Source organism: Planctobacterium sp. AWM4_229 (assembly GCF_056160305.1).
On sequence record NZ_JBSWWX010000003.1, the window covers coordinates 310,871 to 324,909 of the forward strand.

The following is a 14,039-nucleotide window of genomic DNA, read 5'->3' on the forward strand; positions in this document are numbered from 1 at the left end:
ATGTCAAGGCTTTCTGTGGAAAAAGTGAATAAATGCGCCGTATAGGTTTTAACAATGGGGCGCTTTGTGCCAAAATTTGCCACGGAACTATTAAAACAATATTGGAACTCCTATGTCTGACACTACTTGGGTGACCCGCGCGCTGGATAAAGTAGAGCGCGTTGGTAACAAACTCCCTGATCCCGCTGTAATCTTTTTAATTAGTCTGGTCATTGTATGGCTGCTTTCAGCTCTACTTTCAGGAATGCAATTTGATGCCATTGATCCACGAACTGGCGAAGCTGTTGTAGTCAACAACTTATTAACGGGGGCGTCGCTCGCTGATTTTCTGTCGCGTATGGTGACAATTTTTACTGGATTTGCCCCTCTTGGCGTAGTCTTGGTGGCTATGTTGGGTGTAGGAGTCGCTGAGCATTCTGGCTACATCAATGCAGGATTGAAACGCATGTTGGATTCAACACCCAAAATGCTTTTGACTCCCTCGGTAATTCTCATTGCCATCGTTAGCCATACGGCAACCGATGCGGGTTACGTGCTGGTTATACCATTAGCGGGTGTTATCTTTTACGCCATGGGCCGACATCCTCTAGCGGGGATTGCTGCTGCTTTTGCTGGTGTGAGTGGCGGCTTCAGCGCCAACTTTATTCCTTCTGCCATTGACCCTTTGTTGCAAAGCTTTACGCAAAGTGCAGCGCACATTATCGATCCATCGGTACAGGTTAATCCGCTAAACAATTGGTTCTTTAATTCAGCTTCCAGTTTGTTGATCATTGGTGTTGGCTGGTACCTGACAGATAAGGTAATCGAGCCTCGCTTGAAAAATACACCCGTAGACGGTGATCCCAACGAAATCCCTAAATTTGAAGAGCTCAACCCGCAGCAGAGTAAAGCCTTGCGTTTCGCCACGTTTACAATGTTGGCCGGCATTGCTTTATTAGTCGCAATCCTCATCCCTGAAAATTCTCCAATGCGAGCACCTGACGGTGAATTGACGTCTTATGCCGCTCCTGTAATGCTTTCGATTGTGCCACTTATCTTTTTGTTGTTTGTCATTCCGGGTGTTGTATACGGTTATATGGCAGGTACCTTTAAAACCACAAAAGATGTGATTGGGGCCATGTCAAAGGCCATGGGGAGTATGTCCTATTATGTGGTGATGGCGTTTTTCTGTGCGTTGTTTATTGACGCATTTGGCAAGTCTAATCTTGGCGCTTTAATGGCTATTGAAGGGGCGCAATTTCTGAAAGCCATGAATTTACCAAGTATGGTGACCATAGTTGGGTTGATTTTCCTGACAGCCTTTGTGAATTTATTCGTCGGCTCATCGTCTGCTAAATGGGCGTTATTAGGGCCAATATTTGTGCCCATGTTAATGCAGTTGAATATTTCACCAGATTTAACTCAGGCAGCTTATCGTCTGGGGGATTCGTCTTCTAATATCATTACGCCGCTGATGCCGTACTTTCCGTTGGTGGTGGTTTATTGTCAACGTTATGTGAAAGATACCGGTATCGGGACACTGCTTTCATTGATGTTACCGTTTTCTGTGACTATTATTTGTATCTGGACGGTATTCTTATTGATTTATTGGGGCTTAGGATTGCCGTTGGGTTTACAGTCGAGTTATGTTTACCCGGCCCCTTGATGATTGAAGCGGGCGCTTAACCGGCGCCAGCTTCCAGCGGAGTAATATGGTAAAGCGACAGATTTTTCACTTTGTAAGTATTTTGTCAGCATTGATTGTTCCGCTTACACACGCCGAAGATGTTGAAGATGTCCCACTAGATAGCTTGATGGAGCTGTCTTTCGACGAACTGTTTGATGTTGAAATCAGTATTGCGAGTATCACACCTCGTTCAATCAATGATGCGCCTTCCACTGTAAGCGTTTTTACTCGTAATCAAATAGACGCTTTGGGATTTCAAAATGTTCACGAAATCCTCAATTTAGTGCCCGGGTTCCAGTTGGCCCGTGGCGATTGGGTTGGTGCGGTGCCTAAAGAACATGCCCGCGGTGTTTATCTGGACAATGGTTATCTGTTGTTTTTAATTGATGGTCAAAGGGTCAACGAATTGTCCTTTGGCAAAGCATCGGTTTACATGCCCTTTATGGCACTGGATCTGGTGGAGCGAATTGAAGTTATTCGCGGTCCAGGATCGGCAATTTACGGCAGCAACGCGTTTATGGGGGTGGTAAATATCATCACTCGAAAAAGTGATAATTGGGCTCAGTTAGCGCTAGGTGAAAACAATGCCACTAAGTTTAACGCTGGTATCAGCTGGCAATCAGACGAAATAAACATCAATTTATTGGCTGATATTCGCAGCAATGATGGTAATTCCTTTAACTCATTGTCTCCTTCAGCTTACAAAGATCCATCTGAACATCAATTCTTAAGCGCTGGCCTGCAATTTAAGGGCTTGCAAGCAAATGTGCGTTGGAATCGTTCGGAGTTAGATGAGTTTATTAATTTGGGTGGGGTACATCCCGATAATAGTCATCGTTCCGAAAACATTGCCTGGTCACTTGCCTGGCAAGGTGAACTGACCGCCAGGACACTATTGTCTGTTAAAGCGCAATACACTGAGCACGAGATTGAATCCGGTGGCAAAGTACTGGATGCCGATAACGTTGACTTTATCGATGACGACTTTTTAACCGGCCCTTTTTGGATAACCGATGATCTACAATTATCACTGGATATCACTCATCAAATTTCAGATGTGTCATTGTTAAATATCGGGCTGGAGACTCGCAGGGCGCGACAAACTCAAGCTGGTACCGTCACGAATTATCTGGATTTTGACAGTAACTTACTGACATTGTCTCCGGAATACTTTTTAGGTAGCCCGCAGTCTTTTGCTACCCAAGGAGTTAATGCGGTATCCCCCTTGATTTCCAAACAAAATACGCGCAGCGTATACCTACAATATAGTTACCAAATAAATGATGCTTTTGATATTTATCTCGGTGGACGCTATGACGATGTTGCTGACATAGATTCAAAACTATCTCCAAGGGCATCATTTAAATACCAGTTCAATGAGCAAAATAGCATTAAGTTGCAATATGGTGCGGCTTTCAGGACGCCTGTGACCAATGAGTTATTCTCTGAAGATTTGGTGACCATAGGCAACCCCAATCTAAAGCCTGAGGAAATTGCCACGTTAGAACTTGTATGGCAGCGTCAAGTTGAGAACAACAGGACAGAATTTGTATTGTTCAACAACGAGTTGGACGCTTTTGTGAATAAAGTTCCGCTGAATAATGCCTTAGGGCAATCTACCTTTCAAAACGTGATTAAAAAGTCTATTTCTGGTGCAGAGTTAGCCCATAAATCCAGGTTTAGTAATGAACTGGAGTGGTTTGTTAATTTAACTTCGCTGTTTGATGAGCCAATTAACCCCAGTTACAAACGTTTTCTCAGTGCCGGTTTGGTTTGGCAAAGCGAGCTCATTCGCATTAGCTCAGAGCTCCTGTGGCGAGAAGAGCTGGTGGTTGAGGATGCGTTCCAGCACGGCAGTTATTCACTTTGGAATGTAAAAGCACATTATCAAATGTCTGCAAAGTGGTCGTTGGCACTTACCGTTAGTAATCTCTCCGACAAAGCATATTGGGTTTATGAGCCGCGCCTCGCAAACAATGCGATGCCCGGCTACGGACGTGAGACCTGGTTAGGCGCAACCTATGCGTTTTGAGCAAACGTTACTCTTAGATGCCCTTAAAGTTATTCTTGCCGATGGCCAATCACGCAAAGAGTTTGAATTACTGCAAGCCTTACAAGAGCCACCTTGGGAAATTTTCGCAAAGAATGCCCTAACCAGCGAATTACAACTTTTTCAAACTCACTTCACCTTGTTTCACTGTCTCTATCAATTGCAAGATATCTGGCTATCAGAGGGTGAGGGCTACCTTAAAATCTCAGCTTTACATATTCAGCTGATGTCTGAAGATTCGGTGAACTTAATCGATGATGGTGAACAAAAGATAAAAGCATACTACAACGATTGGCGGCACTTTACTGAGACGACGGAGCAAGATGTAGAAGCTTTATTGGATAGTTTCTGGTCTGCGTTTGGGAATGTGGCTCATTGGATTGTTCCGGCAGATGAACAAGTCTTACAGGCACTGTCCTTTTTTACTTTAAATGACGATGCAAACTGGACACAAATTAAACGCTGCTATCTTAAATTTCAATTGCATAATCATCCCGACAGAGGGGGAGATGAAGATCTCAGTAAACTGGCTGCACATCACTTTGATGTGTTGAAACGCGCCAATAAAGTCGCTGCGTAACAACATAATTCAAACAGACAAGGGTTAGTTTTCTCACTCAACGTATTTTTTACTTGTTCTTTAGATACTGAGATGTTAAAAAGTCAATAAATAACGCTAATTAATTGTTTTTTAGCTGTAACGATTTAATTACAAATGCTGCAAGTAAAAACATTCACAAACTTTTATTTCAATAGCAAGCTCGGCTATTACCGCACCTATTTCTATTATTATTGCTAATTCTCTATTAGCTGACCCCTTTATCTTTCTTTTTACACTTTAACAACCAGGTACCAGTATGCATAAGGATTCTATAGATAACGTCCATGTTTCAGCAGAAGACGTGTTAGTGACCCCAGAACAATTACAACAGCAAATGCCGGTCAGTGAAAAAGCGCTGGCTAAAATTGGCGAGTCGCGCCAAATCATTAGTGACATTATTCATCGTAAAGATCACCGTTTGCTAGTGATCTGTGGCCCTTGCTCGATACACGATGTTGAGGCTGCTAAAGAATATGCACTAAAGCTTAAACGCGTTCAGGAGTCTTGCATGGATAGCCTATACGTCGTCATGCGGGTGTACTTTGAAAAGCCCAGAACGACGGTAGGCTGGAAAGGCCTGATCAACGATCCACATATTGATGATAGTTTTGATATTGATACGGGATTGCGTAAGGCACGTGAATTATTGATTTGGTTGGCTGAACATGAAATTCCGGTGGCAACTGAAGCACTGGATCCAATTAGCCCGCAATACCTCGCGGAACTCTTTAGTTGGGTGGCAATTGGCGCTCGCACGTCTGAGTCGCAAACTCATCGGGAGATGGCTAGCGGTCTGTCAATGCCAGTTGGCTTCAAGAATGGTACCGATGGTAGCCTGGATATCGCCATCAATGCGTTGCGCTCTGCGGCTTCACCTCATAGCTTCATGGGTATCAACAAGCAAGGGCAGGTAGCGATGATCCGCACTCAGGGTAACCCTGACGGTCACGTGATATTGCGCGGCGGCAAACAACCAAATTATGACTCAGTGTGTGTGGCTGATTGTGAAGAACAACTAAGTAAGGCCAATTTGACAGCTGGCTTAGTGGTGGATTGCAGTCATGCAAATTCCGGAAAAGACTATCGCCGTCAGCCTCCGGTGGCACAAAATGTTGCTAATCAGATTCTGGAAGGAAACGAATCCATTATTGGTATTATGCTGGAAAGCCATTTGAAATCCGGCAACCAGAACAGCTCTGGCAAAACTAAAGACGAATTAGAGTATGGTTTGTCAATTACTGATGCTTGTATCGATTGGGAAACTACGGAAAAGTTACTCAGAGATATCCGTGAAAAACTAATAACTGTGTTACCTTTGCGATTAAACCGTATGAGCAAAGCGAGCTAGGATGGTGGCATGACGCGACAAACTGAAAATGGTCAACAATCAGGCAATAATGAGCAACAGCTAGATTTGGGCGAGTTAAGGCAGCAAATTGATGCCCTGGACAGTGAATTGGTACAAATACTGGCAAAACGCTCCGTGCTGACTCGCAAAGTGGGTGAATTTAAAAGTAAAACTGGCTTACCCATTTATGTGCCTAGTAGAGAGGCGCAATTACTGGACTCCCGAAAAGCCCAGGCTAATGAGGTTGGTTTATCTGAGAGCCTGATTGAAGATGTATTGCGCCGCGTCATGCGCGAGTCCTATCAAACTCAAAATAAACAGTATTTGTGCACCCGTCCTGATATTAAAAATATCGTGATTGTCGGCGGGAGAGGGGCGTTAGGCTCAAAATTTGTCACCCTGTTTGAGCGCAGTGGCTACCGGGTCGACGTGATTGATAAAGAAGACTGGCACGAGGCTGAAGCGCTGTTTAGCACTGCTGGGTTGGTTTTGGTGGCGGTGCCTATTCGGCAAACTGAGCAGGTGATCCGCACCTTAGATAGCTTACCGAAGGATTGTGTGCTGGCTGATATAACCAGTGTTAAAACCGGACCAGTTGAGGCGATGTTAGCTACCCACAAAGGACCTGTAGTAGGACTTCACCCCATGTTTGGACCTGATGTACCGGGGTTGGTGAAGCAAGTCGTTGTGGTATCTCACGGTCGCGAAGCTGTGCAATATGAATGGCTGTTAGAGCAGTTCCGTATCTGGGGAGCGGCGCTCATCGAAAGTGAACCTCAACGGCACGACGAAGCGATGGCCTTCATTCAGGTAATGCGCCACTTCAGTAGCTTTGTGTACGGTGCGCATCTGGCGGCAGAGAATCCCTGCTTGACGGAACTATTGCAACTCAGCTCACCTATCTACCGACTTGAATTGGCTATGGTAGGACGACTGTTTGCCCAAGATCCGGTGTTATACGGCGATATCATATTCTCCAGCGACACGGGTAAGGCCTTACTCAAGCGTTTTCATGGGCGCTTTGACGAGGCCATGGCGTTGCTGGAATCAGGTGACAAGCAGCAGTTCGTCAATCAGTTCAATGACATCGCCCAGTGGTTTGGTGATTACGCCAATCAATGTCTGGCTGACAGTAAAAAGTTACTGTTAAAAGCAGACGATGACAGAACCCTCGAGACCGGGGTTTAGCCAATCTCGAATAGGAAACTGTAAGGCCGCTGCATAGCGGCTTTTTTCTTTAACTGCATTTTTATTTCAATGACTTGGCTTCTCTGTCAAAATTAACCCTTTCCCGATAGCAAAAGATAAATGCCCTATGAGTACGTGCGCCAACTGTCAGCAATCCCTCGCGGATAATGCTAATTATTGCGGGAATTGTGGTCAGAGCACCAAGGAGTTACGGCAGCCGTTCTGGCAGTTTTTACGTGATTCACTACATGAGTTGCTGGATATTGATGGCAGACTCATGCTCACCATAAGAACGCTACTGTTTAGGCCAGGTTTTGCTTCCTTCGAATTTTCTCAGGGGAAAAAGGTCAAATATACACCGCCACTGCGTCTTTATTTAGTGGTGAGTTTATTGTTTTTCCTGGTCTTAGGCTCCTTTAACAATATTCTGCCTGATGGGGAACTGCGCAACCCGAGCACCACTGAAACCTACTCTCGTATTATGTTTGTTTTATTCCCGGTATTTGCAATGTATGTCGGAGTGTTTTTTCGGCAGAGTTATTTTCTTGCAAATTTGGTGTTTTCAATGCACCTGCACACTATCGCTTACCTGGCTCTTTTGCTGATTGGTAGCCTGGAAACAATGGAGCAGCGATCTGCACTCTTTGTTTTTTTACAGGTTTTTCCCGGCGCCTATTTTCTTTGGTACGTGTTAGCCGCGTTTAAAACTATGTTTCAAGAATCAATACTGAATACGGTGATTAAATCTGGCGCTATTTATTTTGTTTATATGGCAACGCTGGGATTGGTGTTTGATGTGATCTTGGGTTGAGCCATTCACTTAATTAATGCTATCAGTCACAAGTAGAAAAGCAGGGAAAGACCAATAGCCAGCGCGAAAGCGCCAGCCAGTATACAGCGACTTTCTGCTTCGTCATCGCGTTTGGGGTATCCACCAAAACTGAATAGTTTCAGAACACCCCGACCACTCCAATAGAGTATGGTTTCCATAAAAGCTTCGATAATTATCCAACGGATTATCGCCATTAAGGGCCTTAAAACTGAACTTGCTAGTTCTTCCATACTGTAAAAATCCAATCCTTATCGCTCTTTATCTTCAACTTCCGTGATGACTTTTTGCACCAGCTTTACTCGTCCATTTTTTACCAGCGCATCACGCAAGACATATTCAATTTGGGCATTCAGACTGCGCAATTCATCATCCGCCCAGCGCTGCATGGCAGCGAGGACGTCTTCATTAATGCGCAGGGGATAGGCTTTTTTAGCCATAACTAATACAAGGTTCCGGTGTTAACTACAGGTTGTGTCGCCTTATCACCACACAACACCACCAACAGGTTACTGACCATAGTCGCTTTGCGTTCCTCATCCAGTTGGATCACGTCCTTTTCAGCTAGTTTTGAAATAGCCATGTCTACCATGCCAACAGCACCTTCAACAATTTTGGCTCTGGCCGCGATAATCGCTTCAGCCTGTTGCCGCTGCAGCATGGCACTGGCAATTTCCTGGGCATAAGCAAGGTGACTGATCCTGGCTTCTTGCACCGTTACTCCGGCGCGCTCTAATCGGTCTTGTACTTCAGACTTAAGTCGTTCGGCGATTTCCACTGGATCACTGCGCAGACCTATTTCATTTTCATCACTGGGATCGTAAGAGTAGATATTGGCCAGGTTGCGAATGGCTGCTTCACTTTGAATACTGACGTAACTTTCGTAGTCGTCTACTTCAAACACCGCCTCAGCGGTATCTGTAACGGCCCAAACAACAATACTGGCAATTTCAATCGGGTTGCCATTTTTATCATTTACCTTAATTTTAGCGCTCTCGAAGTTGCGTATACGCAACGATATGTTTTTGCGGATAAATAGCGGGATGGTCCAGCGCAAGCCGTTTTCTCTTACTGTACCCACATAACTGCCAAACAGCGTCATCACTTTGCCTTGATTGGGTTGCACCATAAAAAAACCTGGTGCAATAGCAACAGCAATAACCACCTTGGCGATAATGCTGACTGGCACAACATGGCTGCTAGCATTAGCAATGCTTAAAACTATCCAGACCACAATTGCCATCAGAACAGCAAAAACTGCGTAACCATTTACAGAAAATCCACGTTTTTCAGTAATCATACATAACCTCTAAGTGATATCAAAGTGATATCACTATGATTCAATTTAGCATTTTGATCAAGCTAATTTCTCTCCAAAAACCTCAAAATTACTCTTGTTCCCTGATTTTTAAGCAAAAAAAAAGCGCTCAATTGAGCGCTAATGTTGAACTGTTACATCTTTATTCTTTTGTGATGGCTTTCACCATAGGCACTTTTGTATGGTCGATATCTTCACTGGGGTAACATCCCAAGACTTTCAGGTTGCGGGTAATATTAGTGAGCTCTTCAATGGTTTTTTCTACAGGTCCGTCTTGAATGTTGCCTTCGACATCGATGTAAAACATTTCCTCCCATGGATTACCAGTAATGGGGCGCGACTCAAGTTTGGTCATATTGATGTTATTGTCTTTCAATACCACCAAGGCTTCTACCAGGGCGCCCGGTTTCTGCACTGTTGACATGACAAAGGTAGTTTTGGCCGGGATTTGCAACGGTACAACCGAGGAATCTTTGGCTATGACAATGAAGCGGCTATGGTTTTCTTGTTGATTGGCGATATTATTTTTGATGGGGAATAAATCATATAGTGCTCCGCCCTCAGCGCTGCCAATCGCAGCTATGTCAAAGCGCTCTGATTCACTGACGAGCTTTAAGGCGTGATAAGTACTGTCGCAGAATTGTCTTTGCACATTGCCCAGTGTGCTCAAAAATTGACTGCATTGTTGAAATACTTGAGGGTGCCCATAGAGCACTTTGACGTTACTCAGATCTTTTTCATCTTTGGTTAAAATCGCGTGGCGCACAGGCTGAGTAAGTTCACCGACAATAGCGATGTCGCTGTGCTGCAGTTGGTCGTAGACTTCATTGATGCTGCCTGAAGAGGTATTTTCAATGGGTAATACCGCATAATCAGCAGTGCCATTTTCAACATGCTGAAATATTTCTACGAAACTTTGACAACCAATCTCTTGCAGTATGCCGGGCCGACGGGTGAAATATTTTTGCGTGGCCAGGTAACTGTAGGAGCCTTTGTCACCCAAGAAAGCGACTCGGTTTATACTGGTTTGACGGTCCGGATTTGCGTGTTGCGTAAGCAACGCTTGTTGATTCAGCACTGAATCTTCAATGATCAGGTGAAACAAGGATTTTACGTATTGCGGGGCCAATCCGAATTCCTGGCCTTTGCTAACCAATTGCATCAATAGGGCTTCTTCACGGTCTGTATCTCGGACATTTTTGCGATTGCGAATTTTGTCTTCCGCCACCGCTTTGGTGAGTTCTTGACGCTTGGCAAGGAGTTGTAACAGCTGCTCGTCGGTTTCGCTGATTTGAGTGCGTAAAGCTTGCAAATCCATGTTGTGTTCCTGGTGGTTATTTTAAATATTTAAGTCAAAAAAAAACCTCCCTGGTGGGAGGTTTCAGTAATTCGTATTCACACGCATACCTCCCGAGTCAGGATGAGGTAAAAAAGAAAAAGAGTGAGTTGCGTGTTTTCATAGTTCGAAAGTAAATCCAGCAGGGGTAAATGTCAACAGCCTGAGACTGCATATTTTGGAATGGCGGCAATGATATTGGAATAACAGAGGCGACCTAAGTCGCCTGATAGTGTGTTATACCAATAAGTTATTCAGTTAACAGTGATACCAGCATCTTCTTAACCATGCTAGGTTCGAAAGGTTTGTCACACAAGGCGTTAACCCCGGTTTGCTGAATGTTAGACATATGCAAACTATCGGCACTCTCAGAGGTCACCATGATGATAGGGATATGCGCAGTTTCAGGATTAAAGCGGATGAACTCCGACAGCTCTCTACCGTCCATTTCTGGCATATTATAATCGGTGACCACGATATCGAATTCATGATCTTTGAGGAAGGTGAGGGCCATAGCGCCATTTTCTGCTTCCACAAAGTTTTTCACCCCCATTTTTTCAAGGGTGCGGCGAATGTGTCCGCGTGCCAGCATGCTGTCGTCTACTAACAGCACCCGAATTTCGGTGATATCAAAGTACTCCAGCTCAATTTCATCTTCGTTAATTAAATCCAATGAGGCGTTCAGTGCTTTGGTTAAATGCACAGGCTTGAAGGGTTTGGGTAATATCGCCGAGATTCCCGCCTGCTTGTATTCTTCAAGCTTGGCAGTTCTGCTCTCGCTGGACACCAGCATAAAAGGGATGGATTGTAGCTCAGAAGATTCTTTGATGAATTTAAGCACGTCTATTGCCGTCCCATCGGCAAAGTACATGGCGCTCACCACCAGATCGGCGCCATGAGACATGAGCGCGGTTTTAGCGCCTGCAACATCTGACACGGCGTCAATTTCTGCCACGTTTTCTTTGATCAACAGCGATGTAATGATTTTACGTTGGGTGTCAGAGGGCTCAATCAGTAGAATATTGAGATCCGAAATCTGTAGTCTTTGCATGATGTACTCTTTAGTTTTTTAGCCGCCAGCTAACTTGACGGTGAAATTCTTTGCTTCCAGAAACGCTTTAATCTTGTCTCGATTGTCGCCCTGTATTTCTATCGTGTGTTCTTTTACCGCACCGCCTGTGCCGCACAGTTTTTTTAAGTCCTTTGCCATGGCTTTTAATTCTGCGTCTTGCAGCAACAGACCGGAAACCGTTGTTACTCCTTTCCCTTTACGTCCTTTGGTTTCCCGGCGGATACGCACGATGCCATCACCTTGCGGTGCTTGCTTTTCTGATTTTGCTTCCTGTATTCGACCAAAGTCGGTACTGTAAACTAGTTGATTTTCTGCCATGATTAGAGTCGTCGAAGATTTATTTTCGATTTTAGTCAAAAATATTTATTGTTTATATGGTTAATTTGGCTTTTTTGTTATTAGCTTAAGGAACAAGCCCAAGCTTACCCATTAATTCAGAACAAACTATACGACCAAAGTATAAAGTAAGGAGTATTTTCATGAGTTTAGAACGAGTTCTTTCCAGTGACGGTAAAACCCTGACAATTGTATTAGACGATAAATTCGACTTTTCCAAAGTGCAAGAGTTTCGAGATACTTACAGTGATGACATTGATGATGTGACAACCGTGGTGGTTGACTTAGGAAATACTGAGTACATGGATAGCTCTGCCTTGGGTATGTTGTTGAATATGCAAAAAACGCTAAAAGAGCAGGTTTCTGAATTCCAAATCGTCAACAGCCGTCCTTCGGTTGCAAAGATTTTGCAGATTTCGCGATTCGATAAGAAGTTCACCATTAAGTAACTTTCTCAAAGGCCGCAAAACATGCGCATTCTTATCGTTGACGATGAGCCGGTAAACCGTTTTCTTTTGAGTCACATGTTAGAAGAGAATGGCTTTACCGACTGCCACGAGGCAGAGGACGGTGAACAAGGTTTGGCTATGGCTGAAGAGTTAGTACCGGATATTGTTTTGCTGGATGTTGTCATGCCGGGAATGAGTGGTCATGAGGTGGCCCCAAAGCTCAAAGCCTTGCAAACGGATATCTATCTCCCCATCATTTTTATTACTGCATTGGATGATGAGGAGAGCCTGGTAAAATGCCTGTCTGTGGGCGGTGACGACTTTGTCGGTAAACCCTTCAATAAAACGATTCTCTCTGCAAAATTAAAGGCCCACGCCAGAATTCGAATGTTGAGTAAACGCGCTCACAAGCAGAATCTTGAATTGCAGTTTCACCAGCAACACATAGAACGTGAACATGCAATAGTAGAGCATATCTTCTCCAATGTGTTGACCCTCAATCAACGCCTCGCAAAATTCATCGATAGTCATCTGGCACCTGCCAGTAATTTCAATGGTGACATGCTGTTGATTGAGCGCTCTCCTGGAGCCGGATTGTATATTTTATTAGGGGATTTTACCGGCCATGGTTTGGCTTCGGCTATTGGGGCACTTCCGGTAACCCGAGCCTTTCAGACCATGGCAGAAAAAGGCATTTCTGTAGGGGAAATGGCTGAAACTCTGAATAAAACACTGCTGGATTTTTTACCGGGAGGGATGTTTTTTGCGGCTGCGATTATCGAGATAAATGAAAACGGTCGAACACTGGATATCTGGAATGGCGGTTTACCCCATCTGATGTTATTTGATGATTTGGGCAAGATCAAAAAGCGCTTCGAGTCAGCACACATGGCTTTGGGTATTTTGGAGCCTGAAGATTTTGAAAATGACGTAGAGCGTTATGAAGCTGACTACGGCGATAAAATCTTGGGATATACCGATGGGGTGATTGAATTAAGTAATGCCGACGGTGTGATGCTCTCTGAAGAGGGATTAGAGCAATGGGTAGAGAGTGTGCCGGGTATATCGACGGCACAATTGATGGAAAAAATTGAACAATACCGCGCTGTAGGGGAACAGGATGATGATATCAGTATGTTCATTTACAAAGCCCAGGAGCTTGGTCTTAAAAAACAAATCGCCACCTTACCAGCGGCGCCTTTCCAGTTAAGTGTATCAGTTGAATACACGCAGTTCGCACACGCCAATCCGGTCTCGGAAGTTATCGATTTACTCTCGGGACAAGCCGCATTTCACGGATTGCGCTCTAACATTTTTACCGTTATCAGCGAATTGTATAACAACGCCCTCGACCACGGTATCTTGAAGCTTGATTCAGAACTTAAAACCTCCCCTGATGGATTCATGGAATATTTTAGTCAACGGGAAGAACGCATCAGTAACCTCACAGAAGGACACATTCAACTATCAGTGGAATACAGCGTAGAGCCTCCGCAATTGCAGTTTACGCTTCGGGACAGCGGTGCAGGATTTGATACTGCCTCCATCGTCTCCACAGTGGATTCTGATGAAAATTATGGTCGCGGCGTAGCCCTGGTCAATGAGTTATGTGATCATTTTGAATACCAGCAAAACGGTACTGTTGCCATCGCTAAATTTCTGATTGATCAAGATTGTTGGTAACTTAAAACAAGTATTGTTGGTCGAATGCTGACAGGATTTTTTTGCTTGTTCCTTCGCCACTTGTATCAGTCTTGACAAAAAATCTAACAACTTTAGTTATTTTATTGAGAATAATTCTCAATTAGAATACTATCCCCATCATTCACAGCTAAGTTAATCAATT

At 44.3% G+C, this 14,039-nt stretch carries 14 protein-coding genes; 8 read left to right on the forward strand and 6 right to left on the reverse strand.

Features of this window, described 5'->3' with window-relative positions; translation table 11 throughout:
* Positions 1 to 112 precede the first annotated feature (112 nt).
* The 6 genes from ACXAGP_RS07720 to ACXAGP_RS07745 all read left to right on the forward strand — a co-directional run bounded on the left by ACXAGP_RS07720 (position 113) and on the right by ACXAGP_RS07745 (position 7,664).
* Positions 113 to 1,645, forward strand: coding sequence for an AbgT family transporter (locus ACXAGP_RS07720; RefSeq protein WP_475260586.1), 1,533 nt, complete (start codon positions 113 to 115; stop codon positions 1,643 to 1,645).
* 46 nt (positions 1,646 to 1,691) lie between these two features.
* Entirely contained in the window at positions 1,692 to 3,698 is a 2,007-nt protein-coding gene (locus tag ACXAGP_RS07725) for a TonB-dependent receptor plug domain-containing protein (protein WP_475260587.1), read from the forward strand.
* Positions 3,688 to 4,296 carry a DNA-J related domain-containing protein gene (locus ACXAGP_RS07730; protein ID WP_475260588.1) on the forward strand — a complete coding sequence of 203 codons (609 nt, stop codon included), beginning with the start codon at positions 3,688 to 3,690 and terminating at the stop codon, positions 4,294 to 4,296. Before ACXAGP_RS07725 ends, ACXAGP_RS07730 begins: the two co-directional genes overlap by 11 nt.
* Before the next feature lie 277 nt (positions 4,297 to 4,573).
* Positions 4,574 to 5,665 carry a 3-deoxy-7-phosphoheptulonate synthase gene (locus ACXAGP_RS07735; protein WP_475260589.1) on the forward strand — a complete coding sequence of 364 codons (1,092 nt, stop codon included), beginning with the start codon at positions 4,574 to 4,576 and terminating at the stop codon, positions 5,663 to 5,665.
* Between the two features lie 9 nt (positions 5,666 to 5,674).
* A complete protein-coding gene (gene tyrA / locus ACXAGP_RS07740; RefSeq protein ID WP_475260590.1) occupies positions 5,675 to 6,853 on the forward strand; it encodes a bifunctional chorismate mutase/prephenate dehydrogenase in 1,179 nt (392 codons plus the stop codon).
* A 127-nt stretch (positions 6,854 to 6,980) separates the two neighbouring features.
* On the forward strand, positions 6,981 to 7,664 hold the full coding sequence (locus ACXAGP_RS07745) for a DUF3667 domain-containing protein (RefSeq protein WP_475260591.1): 684 nt from the start codon (positions 6,981 to 6,983) through the stop codon (positions 7,662 to 7,664).
* A 26-nt stretch (positions 7,665 to 7,690) separates the two neighbouring features.
* On the opposite strand, the gene ACXAGP_RS07750 is transcribed toward ACXAGP_RS07745, so the two are convergent.
* The 6 genes from ACXAGP_RS07750 to yciH all read right to left on the reverse strand — a co-directional run bounded on the left by ACXAGP_RS07750 (position 7,691) and on the right by yciH (position 11,726).
* Positions 7,691 to 7,915, reverse strand: a complete 225-nt coding sequence (locus ACXAGP_RS07750) for a hypothetical protein (protein ID WP_475260592.1) — start codon at positions 7,913 to 7,915, stop codon at positions 7,691 to 7,693.
* An 18-nt stretch (positions 7,916 to 7,933) separates the two neighbouring features.
* Complete coding sequence (locus ACXAGP_RS07755; RefSeq protein WP_475260593.1) at positions 7,934 to 8,122, reverse strand: type II toxin-antitoxin system antitoxin; 189 nt, start codon at positions 8,120 to 8,122, stop codon at positions 7,934 to 7,936.
* A 2-nt stretch (positions 8,123 to 8,124) separates the two neighbouring features.
* On the reverse strand, positions 8,125 to 8,982 hold the full coding sequence (locus ACXAGP_RS07760; RefSeq protein ID WP_475260594.1) for an SPFH domain-containing protein: 858 nt from the start codon (positions 8,980 to 8,982) through the stop codon (positions 8,125 to 8,127).
* 160 nt (positions 8,983 to 9,142) lie between these two features.
* The gene (pheA, locus tag ACXAGP_RS07765; protein ID WP_475260595.1) at positions 9,143 to 10,318 is read right to left on the reverse strand and encodes a prephenate dehydratase; all 1,176 of its coding nucleotides are present in this window, start codon (positions 10,316 to 10,318) and stop codon (positions 9,143 to 9,145) included.
* A gap of 268 nt (positions 10,319 to 10,586) precedes the next feature.
* Complete coding sequence (locus tag ACXAGP_RS07770) at positions 10,587 to 11,387, reverse strand: response regulator (protein WP_475260596.1); 801 nt, start codon at positions 11,385 to 11,387, stop codon at positions 10,587 to 10,589.
* An 18-nt stretch (positions 11,388 to 11,405) separates the two neighbouring features.
* Positions 11,406 to 11,726: a stress response translation initiation inhibitor YciH gene (yciH, locus tag ACXAGP_RS07775; RefSeq protein WP_475260597.1), complete on the reverse strand. Its 321-nt coding sequence runs from the start codon at positions 11,724 to 11,726 to the stop codon at positions 11,406 to 11,408.
* A gap of 161 nt (positions 11,727 to 11,887) precedes the next feature.
* Here yciH and ACXAGP_RS07780 point away from each other — a divergent pair, with 161 nt between their 5' ends.
* Both ACXAGP_RS07780 and ACXAGP_RS07785 read left to right on the forward strand, forming a co-directional pair.
* A complete protein-coding gene (locus tag ACXAGP_RS07780) occupies positions 11,888 to 12,193 on the forward strand; it encodes an STAS domain-containing protein (protein ID WP_475260598.1) in 306 nt (101 codons plus the stop codon).
* Between the two features lie 21 nt (positions 12,194 to 12,214).
* Complete coding sequence (locus tag ACXAGP_RS07785) at positions 12,215 to 13,876, forward strand: ATP-binding SpoIIE family protein phosphatase (RefSeq protein ID WP_475260599.1); 1,662 nt, start codon at positions 12,215 to 12,217, stop codon at positions 13,874 to 13,876.
* Positions 13,877 to 14,039: the final 163 nt, after the last annotated feature.

Bases quoted from the DNA above. Each gene is read 5' to 3' on its own strand.
- ACXAGP_RS07785 (WP_475260599.1), top strand. From the start codon at position 12,215: ATGCGCATTCTTATCGTTGACGATGAGCCGGTAAACCGTTTTCTTTTG.
- ACXAGP_RS07735 (WP_475260589.1), top strand. From the start codon at position 4,574: ATGCATAAGGATTCTATAGATAACGTCCATGTTTCAGCAGAAGACGTG.
- pheA (WP_475260595.1), bottom strand. From the start codon at position 10,318: ATGGATTTGCAAGCTTTACGCACTCAAATCAGCGAAACCGACGAGCAG.
- ACXAGP_RS07745 (WP_475260591.1), top strand. From the start codon at position 6,981: ATGAGTACGTGCGCCAACTGTCAGCAATCCCTCGCGGATAATGCTAAT.
- ACXAGP_RS07780 (WP_475260598.1), top strand. From the start codon at position 11,888: ATGAGTTTAGAACGAGTTCTTTCCAGTGACGGTAAAACCCTGACAATT.
- tyrA (WP_475260590.1), top strand. From the start codon at position 5,675: ATGACGCGACAAACTGAAAATGGTCAACAATCAGGCAATAATGAGCAA.
- ACXAGP_RS07755 (WP_475260593.1), bottom strand. From the start codon at position 8,122: ATGGCTAAAAAAGCCTATCCCCTGCGCATTAATGAAGACGTCCTCGCT.
- ACXAGP_RS07730 (WP_475260588.1), top strand. From the start codon at position 3,688: ATGCGTTTTGAGCAAACGTTACTCTTAGATGCCCTTAAAGTTATTCTT.
- ACXAGP_RS07725 (WP_475260587.1), top strand. From the start codon at position 1,692: ATGGTAAAGCGACAGATTTTTCACTTTGTAAGTATTTTGTCAGCATTG.
- yciH (WP_475260597.1), bottom strand. From the start codon at position 11,726: ATGGCAGAAAATCAACTAGTTTACAGTACCGACTTTGGTCGAATACAG.
- ACXAGP_RS07750 (WP_475260592.1), bottom strand. From the start codon at position 7,915: ATGGAAGAACTAGCAAGTTCAGTTTTAAGGCCCTTAATGGCGATAATC.
- ACXAGP_RS07770 (WP_475260596.1), bottom strand. From the start codon at position 11,387: ATGCAAAGACTACAGATTTCGGATCTCAATATTCTACTGATTGAGCCC.
- ACXAGP_RS07760 (WP_475260594.1), bottom strand. From the start codon at position 8,982: ATGATTACTGAAAAACGTGGATTTTCTGTAAATGGTTACGCAGTTTTT.
- ACXAGP_RS07720 (WP_475260586.1), top strand. From the start codon at position 113: ATGTCTGACACTACTTGGGTGACCCGCGCGCTGGATAAAGTAGAGCGC.